12 protein-coding genes, 1 pseudogene and 1 riboswitch are annotated in these 15,256 nt (G+C 41.8%); of the genes and pseudogenes, 10 read left to right on the top strand and 3 right to left on the bottom strand.

Translation table 11 applies throughout. From position 1 onward, the window contains the following. Nucleotides 1-362: 362 nt before the first annotated feature. From K245_RS26970 to K245_RS0118465, 3 genes are all read right to left on the bottom strand, one after another. A complete protein-coding gene (locus K245_RS26970) occupies nt 363-869 on the bottom strand; it encodes a hypothetical protein (protein WP_051284387.1) in 507 nt (168 codons plus the stop codon). A 137-nt stretch (nt 870-1,006) separates the two neighbouring features. Continuing rightward, nucleotides 1,007-2,914 (bottom strand): glycosyltransferase, encoded by a 1,908-nt coding sequence (locus K245_RS0118460; RefSeq protein ID WP_027360393.1) that lies wholly within the window; start codon nt 2,912-2,914, stop codon nt 1,007-1,009. A gap of 204 nt (nt 2,915-3,118) precedes the next feature. Then, nucleotides 3,119-4,138 carry an Rpn family recombination-promoting nuclease/putative transposase gene (locus tag K245_RS0118465; RefSeq protein WP_035277597.1) on the bottom strand — a complete coding sequence of 340 codons (1,020 nt, stop codon included), beginning with the start codon at nt 4,136-4,138 and terminating at the stop codon, nt 3,119-3,121. A 65-nt stretch (nt 4,139-4,203) separates the two neighbouring features. Here K245_RS0118465 and K245_RS0118470 point away from each other — a divergent pair, with 65 nt between their 5' ends. The 10 genes and pseudogenes from K245_RS0118470 (at nt 4,204) to K245_RS0118515 (ending at nt 15,204) form a co-directional block, all read left to right on the top strand. Continuing rightward, complete coding sequence (locus K245_RS0118470) at nt 4,204-4,377, top strand: hypothetical protein (protein ID WP_156906843.1); 174 nt, start codon at nt 4,204-4,206, stop codon at nt 4,375-4,377. Nucleotides 4,378-4,582: 205 nt separating this feature from the next. Continuing rightward, nucleotides 4,583-4,693: pseudogene (locus K245_RS28610) on the top strand (type II toxin-antitoxin system PemK/MazF family toxin); the annotation flags it as partial. A 1,201-nt stretch (nt 4,694-5,894) separates the two neighbouring features. Further along, nucleotides 5,895-5,979, top strand: a riboswitch (cyclic di-GMP riboswitch). Nucleotides 5,980-6,024: 45 nt separating this feature from the next. Further along, nucleotides 6,025-6,843, top strand: coding sequence for a DUF6160 family protein (locus tag K245_RS0118475; protein ID WP_027360396.1), 819 nt, complete (start codon nt 6,025-6,027; stop codon nt 6,841-6,843). A 91-nt stretch (nt 6,844-6,934) separates the two neighbouring features. Continuing rightward, on the top strand, nt 6,935-7,870 hold the full coding sequence (locus K245_RS0118480) for a hypothetical protein (RefSeq protein ID WP_027360397.1): 936 nt from the start codon (nt 6,935-6,937) through the stop codon (nt 7,868-7,870). A 137-nt stretch (nt 7,871-8,007) separates the two neighbouring features. Then, nucleotides 8,008-8,733, top strand: a complete 726-nt coding sequence (locus tag K245_RS0118485) for a hypothetical protein (protein WP_027360398.1) — start codon at nt 8,008-8,010, stop codon at nt 8,731-8,733. Between the two features lie 503 nt (nt 8,734-9,236). After that, a complete protein-coding gene (locus tag K245_RS25365) occupies nt 9,237-9,986 on the top strand; it encodes a C39 family peptidase (RefSeq protein WP_051284389.1) in 750 nt (249 codons plus the stop codon). 162 nt (nt 9,987-10,148) lie between these two features. After that, nucleotides 10,149-11,303 (top strand): hypothetical protein, encoded by a 1,155-nt coding sequence (locus K245_RS0118500; protein ID WP_027360400.1) that lies wholly within the window; start codon nt 10,149-10,151, stop codon nt 11,301-11,303. A 160-nt stretch (nt 11,304-11,463) separates the two neighbouring features. Continuing rightward, nucleotides 11,464-13,200: an OmpP1/FadL family transporter gene (locus tag K245_RS0118505; protein ID WP_198013931.1), complete on the top strand. Its 1,737-nt coding sequence runs from the start codon at nt 11,464-11,466 to the stop codon at nt 13,198-13,200. Nucleotides 13,201-13,449: 249 nt separating this feature from the next. Further along, the gene (locus tag K245_RS0118510; protein WP_027360402.1) at nt 13,450-14,922 is read left to right on the top strand and encodes a TolB family protein; all 1,473 of its coding nucleotides are present in this window, start codon (nt 13,450-13,452) and stop codon (nt 14,920-14,922) included. A gap of 87 nt (nt 14,923-15,009) precedes the next feature. Then, on the top strand, nt 15,010-15,204 hold the full coding sequence (locus tag K245_RS0118515; RefSeq protein ID WP_156906844.1) for a hypothetical protein: 195 nt from the start codon (nt 15,010-15,012) through the stop codon (nt 15,202-15,204). Nucleotides 15,205-15,256: the final 52 nt, after the last annotated feature.

The raw sequence follows: 15,256 nt of genomic DNA on the forward strand, positions 1-15,256 counted from the left end.
AAGGCTTGCCGAACTCCCGTTCGTAGAATGAGGCAGCTCCGCGATGAAGTCTTGTCATGCGGTATCCAACCCGCGTATATCAGGTTGATCAATCGTCGCTTAACCTGTTTCGCCTCTGCCTATGCTCTGGACATAATGTCCATTGATGCCACTAAAAAAGTGGATGGGAGATTATTATTCTCTTGACTGGTGACAACCATATCAGATCGGGTTGGTATCGTCGTCAGCTCCGGGAGCGTACAAACCACGTACGTTTGCGTCGCTTCGTCCTTGCCGCCTTGATTTCATCTTTGATTTGAAAATGGTTAAGAACTCTGCGAAATAATAAAGCCGCCTGGGTATTGCCAGGCGGCTAAATACATCTAAATATCAAATACATCCATAATCGTTCTTGTTGCTTCCATCAGTCTTACTACTTTACCTCCCACCATTATATGAACAACACCGGGTGGCTGGGGAGGCATTGTTACCAGCACATGCTGGGGTACAGGTTCTCTGTACACATAGATATCAGAGGGCATTACACATCCTCTCCTTAATCTCGTGTCCCATCCTCTGGGAAGGCAGCATCCCTTGTGATGGCTGTAATGATGATGTTTTTTGTGGTGTCTGTGCTCGTATCTGTCGTCATCATCATAATGGTGTTCGACAACAGTTCTGTGATACTCAACCACTGTTGGCTGGGGCTGAACAATGTCGACATCAAGCCATGGATCCTTGCTGCCGTGGTGGTTACTGCTGTAGTATGTGTTTCCGCCACTGTGTTTTGAAACGTAATGTTCTGCGTGAACTCCGCTTGGAGCAACTCCTGCAAAAAATATTGCTCCTGCTATAAATGCGAATCCTTTTAAAACGCATTCCTTATTCATTTTGGTCTCCGGTTAATTACCTTAGCCACAATGTTTTTATAATAAAATTAAATAAAAACATTATTTATTATATATCATATTGAGCCTGTTTTGTCGATGAGCATGATTATGTGTGCTGATTATTCGTTTTGGAATCTTTATTTCCCGCAAAGTTGATCATAAAGTCTTTCAAAATCCGAATATGTCATCTGATCAGTATGATAACCGAGTATATGTCTTCTCAATCCCTTTCCTGTTTCGGCCCTTTTGTCAGGGCTTAAAATAAGAGGAAGGCATTTCTGGGCGAATCTGTCCGCAAGCTTCTTTTCATCCTTGCAATCAGGGACAAGAAGTTCAGCGGGAAGAAGTTCCGACTGCGCTCCCACATCAGCAAATACAAGAGGCGTTTCCATTGCCATCGACTCGAATGTTACAAGCGCGACACCTTCATTGGCTGAAGGCATGACAAGAAGATCTATGTCCCTGTAAAATGACTTCAGTTCCGAAATATTCCCGGTAAGCTTGATTTTGTCTTCAAGCCCAAGTTTTTTAATTCTTTCTATTACTTTTTCATCAAGATAACCGCTGCCAGCCATTATAAAGCATATGTCATTTTCGCTCTGTTTGTCTGTGGGCAGTTTTTTAAGCATCTGTGCGACTGCTTCAACAAACACCAACGGTCTTTTCTGTTCTACGAATCTTCCGAGGAAAGCAACTACGCAGGCTGAATCAGGGATGTTGTATTTATCTCTAATAACGCCAGCCGGAATTATTGCCGGATCAAATTCATTAACATCAACATTAAGGTATATAAGCGTCATCTTGTTTTCAGGGACATGCCATCTTTGTCCGAGGAAGTCCTTGATCTGTATGCAGGCAACATGGTGCATATCGAGGAAAGGCTCTGCAAATCTGGCCGAATAATCAGGGTATCCGCCTGGAATTGGCGGCAGTTCTATTATATATAGACTGTCCATGATTTTAACTTTAGTGTTGAATCGTCTTATATGAGCAAGGCTTCGGTAGAATTCAGGCGCATGATTGATGTGCACGAGTTTGATTTTTCTTGATTTAAGAAAATGAACGTAAAATGATTTAAAAAGATTTCTTTCAAGAAAATCAGGAAGATGGAAAATTTCCTCTACATGGTCTTTTACAAGATACTCCCAGGGATTATCAGAGGCCACATCTGTTATAAGGTATACGGCGAATTTATATTTTGGGAGATGTCTTACCAGCTCGATCGCAAATCTTTCCGCTCCGCTGACCTCAAGCCAGTGCATAACCATCAGAACCGGAATTCTTTCACCTGTGTCAGCCGGTCTGACCGCAATACTTATATCATCCATCCCTGATTCCCAGGATTTTTTGACCGCAATGTCAGGCTCTGCCGCAGGATATATATTATAAGGATTTTCTGGCTTTATAAGATGTATGAGATTTTTGAGGTGCATTCTTATTTCAGGAGAAAGACTGGTTCTTGCTTTATCCTTTATAAGGCTCTTTATTTCAGCAAAGCTCATCGATTTTTTTTCAGGAAGTTTGATTTTGTGCTTAGCCTCAAAAACAGGTCTTGTAAGAGTCGCTGTGCTAAGGCCGCTTTTCAGCGCCTTTCTAATAAAATCTTCCGGTGAATCATGGAATGACGAAAGATTATGGGAGTTGGCGTAGGTCGGATTAGAGCGCTCTTTGCTCGTAATCCGACGGGGCTCTTTAAAAATATTTTTATGATGGTTTGTGAAAACAGCTATAAAACCGGTTTCAATCGTTTTTTCAATGAATTCAGCCGATAAGTTCTCGGTAATTTCAGGCACGCCTGTTTCGATAAGGATATAGAGCGGCTGAATGAGAAGATCTAAATAGGGCCGTGTAAGTATGGCCCATGCCATTTTTTCAAACAGATTATCCGGGATTGATATTTCAGATCCAAGTCCTGATGATGTAAACCACAAGTCTGTATTTTCGGATGAGCCAGCTTCTTTTAAAGATTGTGTGTCAAAATGATTCGCGCTTAAATTATTATTGCTGAAACAAACGTATGAGTATCCTCTGCAAATAGCTTTCATTGCTTCTTCCTGAAAAAACTTTTTTCATGTTTATATGCGTATAATATTGCTGCAAAATTGACAAGGTCGCAAAAAGTACGGTTTCCGTCATTCCGGCGAAGGCCGGAATCCAGAAGCAACTGAAAATACTGGATGCCGGATCAAGTCCGGCATGGCGCCGTCGCTCTATTTTGTCTTTTTGTGAGGCCACCAAAGATAAGGTTATTATGAAATCAGGCTGGCCAGCAGTTCTTTAATGTTTTTTGAGTCTTTGACAAGGTGCTTGAGATCCCTAAGCCTTGACGGATCATCGATTGACCTGATGATATCCATGGCAGTTTTTGTTTCAGGCGCCTCGCCGAATTTTATGGATATGGCAAGCTCAAGCCCTTCAGCAAGACTTTCAACAGAACCTTTTAGAATGCCCTGCTGCATTCCTTGTTGTATGCCCTCTTCCCTGCCTATCTGCATAAGTCTTTCAGCTGCTGTCATAATTATTGCTTCTCCCTTTGGTCCGGCCACCTGGTTGAGCGCAGAGGCCAAATCCTTTTCGTTTACGGATTCTGTCCCACTTAAAATATATTTAAGCAATGTTTCTATATATTTCAAGCCCGTGTCTTTTGAAATAAGCTCCACGAACAGCCCGAATATCCCGGGAAGCTTTGGTGCAAGTTCTTCATCAAATATATGCTTCATGACAAGAAGAGCAACTTTTAAAAGAATCTCGCCCTTAATATCTTCATCGGTATATCTGGAAAGATCATATAGAATAAAGCTGAAGTCAGGGACAAATTGAAGAAAGTTTTCATTCGGCAGTATAACTGCGGATGAAAATTTGGTGTCAACTTCCCATCTCTTTTCACTGTGATAAAGCACAAGCGGTATTATTGGAGGCAGTTTGCCGGATTTGTTTTCCTTTCTGTGTTGTCTCCAGATTTCGACAATATACTGTAATAACTGAAAATGAATTCCAGCATCAGGATAGCTTTTATGCTCGAAAAGAAAATAAACATAACCTGATTCGTCGCCAATGCCGATTTTATACAGTATATCAGAGAAAAACTCTCCGAGCTCCTCTGTCACAAAAGAATCCTTGCAGATTTCAAGAGAGTCAAGGTTCATCGCTGAAACAATTTCAGAAGGCAGATAGTGTCCCATGAAGTTTCTTGCCACTTCTGGATTTGTCCAGGTTTCCTTGAAGAATTTGTCATGCGGATTCTGGACTCTATTGTTCTTATTTTCCATGTGCAGGGATTATCATAGATGGTGTTTTTTATCAAAAAGATTAAATCGGAAACTATACATCTGCTTTGATTGTTTCAAGCGCACAGAGGAGTCGTATTATTGTTGATATTCTTGAGGCTGAAATAAATAAGAGAGAGCATGAACTTTACCGCTGCGCCGTTGATTTGGAAAATGATGAAAAATTGAACAAAGAAATGGAAGATTTGGAAGCTGTGGTGGGGGATAATATTGAACCTTAATCGTGGTAGCATACATTGGGTGAATCTTGATCCAAGCCAGTGATCAGAAATCAGAGAAACGAGGCCATGAGTAATAATAAGCGCCTCGCAAATCAATGAGGCTCGTAGAACCGTTGTTGTCGTCCCGCTTTCAACCGCCGCAAAACCAAGACCTCCAATTGCCGTAGAGGTTTCATGAAGAGGTCGGTCAGTTGTTGCGGTTTGTGACCAGATCCGCACAGTTGATAAATCCAAGCTTACAGAACAGCTTGGTGATCTGTCAAAAGAGGATTTGCAAAGACTCGAAGACGGATTGAGAAGAGTTCTTTGCCCGTAAGATTTTTATTTCCCAGAAAAAGCCGCTATGCCGGGTTAATCATAAAGTAACCCACTCACATCTATATATACTGCTGAAGGTTTCAAATTGAGGTTTTCAGAATAGCTCTTTCTTCGGCGGTTTCCGGGAGAGGGGCAATCTTGTGGAATAATGAAAAGTAGGGGGCGTGGCGTTTTTCCACGCACCGTTTGCGTCAAGCAAGTGTTGCGCGCAAGGACGGCACACACCCAACAGAGAATCGATAATTCAATAATATTGATAAGGTCGCAAAAAGTCCGATTTCCGTCATTCCGGCGCAGGCCGGAATCCAGAAATGGCTGAAATTACTGGATACCGGATCAAGTCCGGCATCACGCTAAAGCCATTTTTTGACTTTTTACGAGTCCATCAATATTGGGTGTCGAAATATGGATAAAGCAATCGCAATATAAACCTAAAAATAATAAAACTTCAATAAGTTATGCCCAGTTCTGTTTTGTTTACATCTGGGTTTCGCTGCATTGCACTCCTGAAAGAGGTAGGAGATAGCCCTATGTCTACGGGACAAAATCCCGGAGTTTTGGGAAAAGCTGACGCCGAGTTAGATTAAACGGGATTTATTTAATTTGGGTTGTCTAAGTAAAAGTATATTATATCAGTATGTTGTGAAAAATATCTGACTTTAGGTCATTTTTTTTATTTTTTTTAAAAAAAGTGCTTGACTCGGATTAAAAGAAAATGTAAATCTCTAATCAACAATAACACTGTTTATCACAAAGTGTTTTGTTCGAGATGAAAAAGAAATGAGTTTAGTGGAAACGAAGTTAAAGATTTGGGAGTTGTTGGAAGCTAAATGGTAAGAAGTTTTGTAAGTCAAGTGGTTTGCCTTTCGCGGTCTGTGTAAATTTTTTTAAGCGAGTATAGTGAACACGGTTTACAAAAGCAAGCCAAAATCGCAACTTTGATCTGAACATTAAAAACATTCTGCTGCAAGGGATCGCAACCTGGAGCAAGAAAGAAAAAAGGGGGCTCTCGGAAAACAAAATGGGAAGTGTTACGAAGGTGGGATTTTTTTAGCGGGTTAAGTAAACGAAGTTCAGCGGCAAAATCGAAATTCAGAAAGATATGTCGGGTAAGTCGGATTAGAGCGTTCTTTGCTCGTAATCCGACGCAAAACGACAAAAATAAAGCAACAAAAAAACTAAAACAGGTTTTACACACTACCAAGAAAAGCCACACCGCAGGTGACTGCGGGCCGGAAAGCCAACGAATCCGCTCTGGGGAGCGCGGATGGTCGGGTTACCTCAGGTAAGATTTAACACACATACATATAAATCTTATTTGGAGGAATCATGAAAAAGTTTTTAGCAGGTATCGCAGCGGCAGCCATCATTACTATTCCTATGACTTCTTTTGCTCTTGAATCAATGAGCAAGGGCGCACTCAAGAAAGCAACTGGTCAGGCTGGCGTTAGCATAGCGCTTGATAACGTAGTTATCGTTCAGAAATCAATGCCTACAACAACATATTGGGATGTTGACGGTACTTCATCGGCTTATGGTACAGCTGGACAAGTAACAAGCGCTGGTTTAAAAATCGCATATACCGCAGCTGCTGAAAAGATGATAGTGCTTGATGGTATACTTGATAACTCAAAGTATGGCGCTGCGCTGATGGCAGCAAAGTTTGGAATTGGTGCCGCTACTGCGACTGAATACGGAATAGCAGCTGTTGGTATTGCCGCTGCAGGAGCAGTTACTGATCCAAGTAACGGCGATATTCCAAATGCAGGTGATAAGGTTCTGCCTACTGGCACTAATGCACACGGCGACACCATTGTTACAGCACCTGCTGGCTATTATTTGACAGGTATATCTCCTCTTTCAATCGACGTTGGTACCTGCCAGTCACTTACTGCTGGTCTTCAGTATAACCTTAATTCAACTGCTCTTGATGTAGCTGGTGTTGTAATTGGTCTTCCAACAATTGAGATTACAACTTTCCATTCAAATGACACCAAGATTATCAGCATAACAAGTGGTGCGCCTGCTGTTACCGCTAACTCTGGTGGAACCGTAGCGAACATAAGTAATGAAATAATTCGCATTGAGAAATCTGGTACTTCCCAGATGGCTATCCTTGGCGGACGTCTTGAAATCGCTCCACACTAATAAAGAGTTGACAGCTATAAGCTGAAAAATGATAAGCCCCCTGTCGCAAGAAAGGGGGCTTATCATATCATGCCTCAATACAGGGGAATATATGAAAACCTCACATGAAGTTAAAAAAATGACGAAAGGCTTTGTTTTATTGGGATTTATTCCATTTGCTTTTTCTGTTTTTTTTACTCCGTCTGTGGTTTTCTGCCTTGAAAAGATGGATAAAAAACAGCTCAAGGCTGAAACCGGTCAGGCCGGGCTTGATATTGGTATGGACAGCGTCGTGATTTATCACGGAAGGGACTCCGTACGTATAGCTAACCCTGAAAATCCTGAAAATAATTATGTGGGGTTCGAGAATATAAAAGGTCTGGGGGTTTTTGAAACCGGAGCCACGGATCTTGATAATGATGGTGTGGCAGGTAAGCTTACCGTTGATATAGGCACAGTAATAAATAATCCTGATGTTACCACTGATGACATTCCACTGGTTTTTTTGTCCTGCCCTGACTGGATGCAGAACATAGACGTACTTGTCGGAAATATAAACTGGTGCGGCAAAAGTATAGGGTCTGCTGAAATAAGAGGATTTTCACTTCCTTCCTGGCATGCATATATTGGTTCCTATGGAGGGGCCGGTATTGATTTTCAGCTCGGCTTCAGGACAAAAATAGAAGAAATTAAATTTAATTATGGCGAAACAGGCGAGTCGTTTTCTGTTAGAAAATTACAGGCTGCAGGTTCTTTTGCCGAAGCCCCTGAGAGTGATCCTTCAACCTGGACGGCGTCTGGTGAATTCACGGTTGGTGATGCCCTTGCTGAAAATCCGTATCCAGCGTCGATGGATATTGGCATCCGTGATAATGGCGACGGAACCACAACTCCTATAATACAGATGCAGATGAATGCGAGCGGGTCAATCAGGGCTTCGGATATTAAATTCGGTTCCCAGAGTTTCGGCCAAATGGCCATAGACGGAATTAAGGTTCATAGTATGAAGATTGAAATGCCGGGTAGAGGCTTGGGCAATATACCATAATATCTGTAGGTGGGATTAGGACGCTTTTTGTCCGTAATCCGACCTGCGGAAAATTGCTTTTTGGTAGAGGCAATAGTAAACGTCTGATTACGAGCAAGGGATCGCTCTAATCCGACCCACAAGATGGAGAGCACACGGTGAAAAAAATATCTGAAATGAGTTTTTTCAAAAAGCTGGTTGTAGGATTGAATATCGCAGTGTTTATGCTTGGCTCTTCAATCTGCAACGCCGAACTTAAAGCTCTTACAAAAAATGAAATGAAATCAGAAACAGCTCAGGCTGGCCTTGCCTCTTTTTCAATGGACAATACAAATAACTCGATCAGAATGTTCACTGATATTCATCTTGAGACATGGACTGAAATTGATTCAATGAAAATAGGTTATTATGAAAGAGGCGGGGTTCCGGGCTGGGATCAGGACTGGTCAAAGCCCTCCGGTACTGGCCCAGGGGTACAGATCGGCACTGCCGTTTCCCCTATGCAGATGGACGGGTTTGTTTTCAAGGCGGATTTTCAGGATTTAGGTGTTGAAAAGCCCTCATTAAAGCGACTTGTTATTGGAACGAACAGGCTGAACGGCAGCATAACTGCAAATCTAAACAGTTTTACAGGCATATATAATTCAGCCTTAACTGATGCATCAGATCCTAATGCTGATAAGGCTCTGGTTCGTCAGAACCTTGGCGAGAAAACCTTTAATTTTGATTCCGGGGCAACGGAAGTTCAAGCCGAAAATAAAGGGTTTTTTATTGTAATTACACCTGAAGGCGAACATCCTGGAATTCAAATTGTTGCCGGATATAATGAAATAAATATCCCCAATAATGGGATTGGTGGCGGCGAGTGGTGGAACAAGCAATAGTTGAATGACATAAGAATTGATCTCAAGGCGTGTACTTATAAAGTGCGCGCCTTTTTTGTTTTGTTGGTATGTAACAGGGGAGAGCTCTAAAATCGCAATTTAATATTATTACTTGATAAAGAAATGTGATGATGGTTGAATTATGATGTTTAGATCTTTTTGCTGGAATGTCAATGTTCTTGAAATAAGGCATTTGCGTAGGTCGGATTAGGACGCACTTTGTCCGTAATCCGACATAAAGCTCATAACCCGACATGAATATGGGTAATGTATAATATTTGTAAGCAGTCAAGACTGGCCTGCCTTGGCGATGATAATGGTTGTTAAAGACAAAAAGTTCTGTTATACACAAAAAACTCTGTTTTCCCATGGAATGCTATTAACTGCTGGGCTGCTTTCTGCATATACCCCGGCTTCGCATTCATATTAAGGCGGTTGAATATTCTTTTGTTGGAAGACTTCTCCGCGATACATCTGATCTCTAATTTGGAAAATTCAAACCCATGCATGCACTCGCAGGTATACTTATTCTAATATGTCTGGCTTCATCATTTTATCCTGAGCGGGGAATTCCGGAAAAAAATTTTGATATGCGCACCGGATTCAGGGACGAGATTCATATGGTTCACGAAATCAGACCCCTTTCAGAGTTCAAATTCAGAAACATAGCGAAACAGCAGTACGACTTCAGCTGTGGTTCGGCTGCTCTTGCTACGATAATGAGATACCAGCTCGGTGAGAATCTTAATGAACATCAGGTTATCAAGGGACTGATGAAGTATGGTGACAAGGAACAGATAGCTCAGGCCCAGGCATTTTCCTTATATGATATGAAAGCCTTTTTAGAGGCTCTTGGATATAGTGGGGAAGGGTACAAGGCCGAGGTCAAAGACCTTATGAACAAGGAATACTGGCCCTGCATAGTACCAATAAAACTCTATGGTTATAAGCATTTTGTCGTAATAAAAGGTATTTACAAAGATCATGTTTTTATTGCAGATCCATGGACAGGTAACTCAAGCTTTCCTTTAAAGCAGTTTATAGAAGATATGTGGGATGACAATATTGTTTTTATCGTATCTGCCAAAGGTTCTAAAAAAACTAATCTGCTTAAACTACATGAGACAGATCTGAGATTTATAGACCGTGATACGACACGAACATTTATGATGGATAAATATGATCCAACCAAGGATTTTGACAGGCAGAGATCAGGAGATTCCAATGGCGGTTTGCAGAGATATAAAAGATAGTAGGTTGGATTAGGGATTTATGTTTTTCATAAATCCTGTAATCTGACGATGGGCAAATCGGCAGGGTGTCGGATTACGAGCAAAGAGTGCTCTAATCCGACCTACAATGATGTGAATGATTGAAAGCAGTATTAACATAAAATATATGTAACGGCGGTTGAAATGAGAAAATTTATCAATATTTTTTTAATTTGTTTTGTTTTGGTATTTTTTACAGCTTTTCCATGCGTTAAATTGTTTGCAGAGGATCAGACTGGTGGAGCAGCTCCTGTAAAAAGCATGCAGGAAAAAAAGAGCGAAGCCCAGCTTTATGAGATGCAGAAACGGCTTGATGCAATGGAAGCCGAGATGAGAAAGGTCAAGGAAGAAAGTGAAATCCGGGACTCTCTTAAGATGAGTGACGAGGAAAAATCCAAGGAAGGCGAAGAAATTCTTGACGCAGCTGGCGGTGATTATACTTTGAGAAGGCCTGGAAGACTTGGGTTGGAGTATAGTTTCGCATATAAGGTAAATACATACGATGCTCTTGCTGCTGCTGGTGTAATTGAACATACAAGCACTCATGAAATGACCCATTCGGCAAATATAGAATATCCGTTAAGACCTTATTTGACCGTAGCCATGGACGTTCCTTTTATTTATGAATTTGATAACGCAGATAAAACATCGACAACCGATGATGCTAAAAAGGACGTCAGCGATCTTGGAGACGTTGCCTTCAGCATGCAACTTCAGCCTTTTAAAGCTTCGGACGATTCAATATCTCCTATAATAAGCGCAAGCCTTGTTACCCCGACAGGAAGAAGCCCATACAAGATCGATCCTAACCGCGAGCTTTCAACTGGTTCAGGAACATATGCCGGAAATGTCGGGTTAAATATAAGCAAGGCCATGGACCCTCTTGTCGCTTTTGGCGGTGTCAGTTATACCCATACAATTCCTTCAACAGGATTGAACTTTAAGCCAGGTGGTACAGATGGAGAACAATTCAGGCATATTTATAAAGTTGAGCCTGGTGATTCATTTGGACTGAACATGGGGCTTGGTTATTCCCTTTCATACAAGGTGTCCTTAAGCTTATCAATGCAGTATTCATATAAATTAGACACCAATTATCACTGGAAAACAGGGGATGGCGATCAGGTGGTGACATCTGTTCAGACCGCCGAAGCCTCGCCTTTTGCGACAATGCTTATAGGAACTAGTTGGCGTCTCACCCAGAAAAGATCAATGCAGCTGACATTCGGAGTAGGTCTTCTTAATAATGACCCTGATCTTGTTTTCAAGGTGCGTTTGCCTTTTGAGATTGAGCTGTAAAATAATTCCCTTGCCCCCATTACAGGGGGATTATGTTTAAATGATGTGACCATAATCAACCTGGGATAATTTTCCGGCTATCTAAAGCTGGAAAGGAGTGACACTTCAGATGAATGCCATTTACAAGAATCCCCCTATCCAAAAGGGGGCAGGGGGGATTTTGAATCAAATCTTTGTCTTCTCTCGCTTTTCTTTTCTTTTCGTGGTTTTTTTATGCCTGTTTTCCCCTGAAAGATCATTTGCAGCATTTGCGGAAAATCCCTTTGTTGATGCAAAGGGTATAGGCCTTGCAAATAACTGCACTGCTATTCCGCCAGGCCATATGTCGGCCCATTATAATCCGGCAGGTCTTTCAAAAGTAGCAGAAGGAGCCATGTTCAGTAATGGTCTCGGAGTTCCTTTCATAACCCAGACCGGCCGTTTCAAGGCTGATGCTGACTGGAAAGGGCTTTTAAATGGTATGTGGGGGCCTGATGCGGAATATAACCCCAATGACCCAACTTCGGCCCATGGCGGCCGAGATCCCCTTGATGGGAAGAAAGGCACAAACGAATCTGCAAAAATGTACATACCTTTTGTCGGCCCAATAGATTTTGCATTAGCCCCTAATTTAGGGCTTTCAAACAGGGACCCGGGATCTAAATGGACATTTGCTTATACCAATTATGCTCCTTATGGAGGCGGGCTTAATCATAATGATAAAAATGACCCTTTGAGATACGGTGTCAAGAACCTTTATCTCCAGCATCTGATTTATGCGGGCCCTGTGGTCAGCTATAAAATTTCAGATGAACTCTCTTTTGGATTTATGGCAGGACTGGGCCAGACGGCTATGGGGCTGTCAATGGATGCCAGGACTCCTAATGAAATGGTTGCACTCACTCGTATGATAGGGGATGCTACGCGCGATTTGAATATTCCTGTCGTATCCCAGCAGACCCTTCCTCCTCCTTTTCTTGGCGGTGGTCTCGGGCCTTACGAGGACAATGTCAGCATTCAGTTTGATGTAAGAGACGATTTTTCGCCCAATTTTAACCTTGGTTTTCTATGGGAACCTAATAATTATTTTGGCGCCGGGTTAAACTACCAGAGTCAGATAACATCTGATATGACAGGTAAATATAAGATTGATTACAGTGAGCAGTGGCAGAGGCATGTAGACTGGAATGGAAGTACAAGCTATACATTGCAGACAGCGGGTATGCTTGATATCCCTTATATTGGCGTTCCTTACCAGTCTGGCACTGTAACTGGAAAACAGAAATTTCCGCAAAGAATAGATTTTGGGATAAAAGTATCTCCTATAAACAGACTAAGGCTTCTTACAGATCTTCACTGGTCTAACTGGGCTATAGATAAAAAAAACAAATTTGTTTTTGACCAGAGAATTCAGCTTTTAAGGGTCGCAAAACTCCTTGGCTATACAGGAGGCGACTATGCTCTCGTGGTTGACAGGAATATGAGGGATACCTGGCACTGGGGAGTTGGAATGGAATTTGACGTGTCAGAGAGGCTTACCCTTAGATGCGGGTATGAAAGAAGACCTACTTCCACTAATCCGGATTTAAGGGATGCAATTTATTTCCTGTCAGGAGATGTTGACTATTACGGCGCAGGCCTGACTTTTAAGGCTAAAAAAGGCATCACCCTTGACTTTGCAGTTGGATATCTCACTGATAATGGAGTGGAGGCTGTTAACAATAGCAGCAGCAATTTAAACTCGACTGACTTCACAAAAATTATAAGTCCATATGCAGGTCTTGATTACGAGCAGGACACAACCCTTATGTGTATCGCAGGAGGCATAACCATGCCTCTTGCTGTTCAGATGGAGCTTATCCATAATGATATACAGAAGGTTAAGAAATTGCTGTATATATTGAATCCTTTTAAATAATGATGGTTTAGCAATAATCCGGGAAATGACCTGTTCGTCATGCCGGACTTGATACGGCATTTTAGAGTTTTGAAGTATTTTCCGGGTTCCGCCTGAGCCGGAATGACAGGAATCAGGAGGAGAGGTTTCATTGTTATTCTTTTTATTGATAAATATCTGCTTGAATTGTAGTTTTCGTGTGTATAATCTGTAAAAAATGGTTGGCTATATAGTTAATGCCTTAAAATCATAAGCATATAAGGAGTGGCTTTGAAAAAAACGTTTTTTGTTTCTACAGTCGTTGTATCTTTGCTTTTATCATCATCATCTTTTGCGGGACTCAAGGAAAATGTAGTAACTCTCGCAAAACCTGAAGATAATACAAAGGTTTTCGGAATTACCCAGGATTACCCAAACTTCAGAAATGTTGCTTTTGCCGTTAAAAAAGACAACAAAATGTATGTTCAGATGAATGAAAAGATAAGCCCTGAATATGCAAACATAGCTGCCGGAACTCCAGTTATAGCACCTGAAACAGGAGTAATGGCTTATATCGCAAATGTTGAAGGCGGGGTTCAGGTATTTGTCGACAATAAGCCGGTTGGTTCCAAATTTAGTGCGGCAGATGGTTTTATTTTCTCACCGGACGGGAAGCAATATGGATTCAGAGGGCTTACAGGCGCTAAGCAGGCCCTTGTTTTTAACGGTCAGCAGACACCTGCGTATGAAGAAATCCGTCCTGATTATGTTTTCAGTCCTGATTCAAAGAGATTTGCATATATAATTGTTAAGGCCAAGGATCAGTTTGTGATTTCAGTGGACGGTAAGGAAAGCAAACCATATATAGCAATAAAGGAACCTGTTTTTAGTCCTGACTCAAAGCATCTTGCGTATTCTGTTTTTACCGAAAAGGGATGGATTCTTGTCAAAGATGGCGTCGAAGGTAAGCCATACGAAAACATTGCAACAGCAAAATTTTCACCTGATTCTTCGAAGCTTGTATATGTGGCCCAACAAAACAAGAAGCTCCTTGTTGTTGATGGGATAAAGGAAAATCCTGCTTACAGAACCGTTTCTGTGCCGACCTTCAGTCCTGATTCAAGAAGTATGATGTATCCGGCACAAAAGGGAGACAAATGGGTTGTTGTTACTGACGGTGTTGAAGGACCGGAGTTTGATATGCTAGGGCCAAGTTTTTATAGCCCTGACTCCAGAAAAAGGGTTTATGTTGGAATTACAAACAAAAAGTCGAGAGTTGTGGAAAATGGCAATAAAGGTGAGGCGTATGTTTCCGTAGGGCTGCCAGTATACAGTCCTGATTCCAGAATTCTTGCATATCAGGCGTTTGACGGCAAGAAATGGAAGATGGTAATGAATGCCAAGGAAGGCTCTGAATATTTAGATGTTAAACAGATTGAATTCAGCCCTGATGGATCTAAATATGCTTATATCGCTTTAGGTGAGGATAAAAAAACCGTGATGGTAACAGAAAAGGGTGAGGGCAAGAAATATGATGATATAGGCCGCCCTTTTTTCAGCAAGGACAGCAAGCATATTGCATATTCTGCTTTTAAAGGAAAAGATTGTATAATTACGGTCAATGGAGAAGAAGGAAGTGAAAAATTTGAAGGCTTTATTAAAAAAGTACCATTAGTTTTTGATGGTCCAAACAAGCTTCACGGACTTGCCCTTAGAACGCCTGGGCCGGTTTTTTGCAGGCTTGAAGTTGAAATTACAGAATAAATTTCGTGTATAAAAATTTTTTATGGCGGATATGCTTTGGCATGTCCGCCATTTTTGTTTGCCCGGCAAAGCCGTGCCCCCGTCTGTTTGAAAGAAAGCAGAGATGCCCCGTCCGAGGGGAAATCAATCCGAATCGCAAGGGCGCTACTGGTAACGGTAGGGTTTGAAGGAAGCGACAGGAAGAGAATGGTACATAGCGAAAGCGAACCTGATACGGCTCGTGCAGAGGGTAAGGCTGCAAAATATGGCGAAGCCCGGTACTCGGACAGACTGCACGAGTGATTGAGGATGTGATTATTCTCAGGGAGCGGAAATTAACCGGGGAAGCCCTGTA

Source organism: Desulforegula conservatrix Mb1Pa (assembly GCF_000426225.1).
Classification (GTDB): Bacteria; Desulfobacterota; Desulfobacteria; order Desulfobacterales; family Desulforegulaceae; genus Desulforegula; species Desulforegula conservatrix.

Bases quoted from the DNA above. Each gene is read 5' to 3' on its own strand.
- K245_RS0118465 (WP_035277597.1), bottom strand. From the start codon at position 4,138: ATGGAAAATAAGAACAATAGAGTCCAGAATCCGCATGACAAATTCTTC.
- K245_RS25365 (WP_051284389.1), top strand. From the start codon at position 9,237: ATGCATGCACTCGCAGGTATACTTATTCTAATATGTCTGGCTTCATCA.
- K245_RS0118475 (WP_027360396.1), top strand. From the start codon at position 6,025: ATGAAAAAGTTTTTAGCAGGTATCGCAGCGGCAGCCATCATTACTATT.
- K245_RS0118460 (WP_027360393.1), bottom strand. From the start codon at position 2,914: ATGAAAGCTATTTGCAGAGGATACTCATACGTTTGTTTCAGCAATAAT.
- K245_RS0118480 (WP_027360397.1), top strand. From the start codon at position 6,935: ATGAAAACCTCACATGAAGTTAAAAAAATGACGAAAGGCTTTGTTTTA.
- K245_RS0118500 (WP_027360400.1), top strand. From the start codon at position 10,149: ATGAGAAAATTTATCAATATTTTTTTAATTTGTTTTGTTTTGGTATTT.
- K245_RS26970 (WP_051284387.1), bottom strand. From the start codon at position 869: ATGAATAAGGAATGCGTTTTAAAAGGATTCGCATTTATAGCAGGAGCA.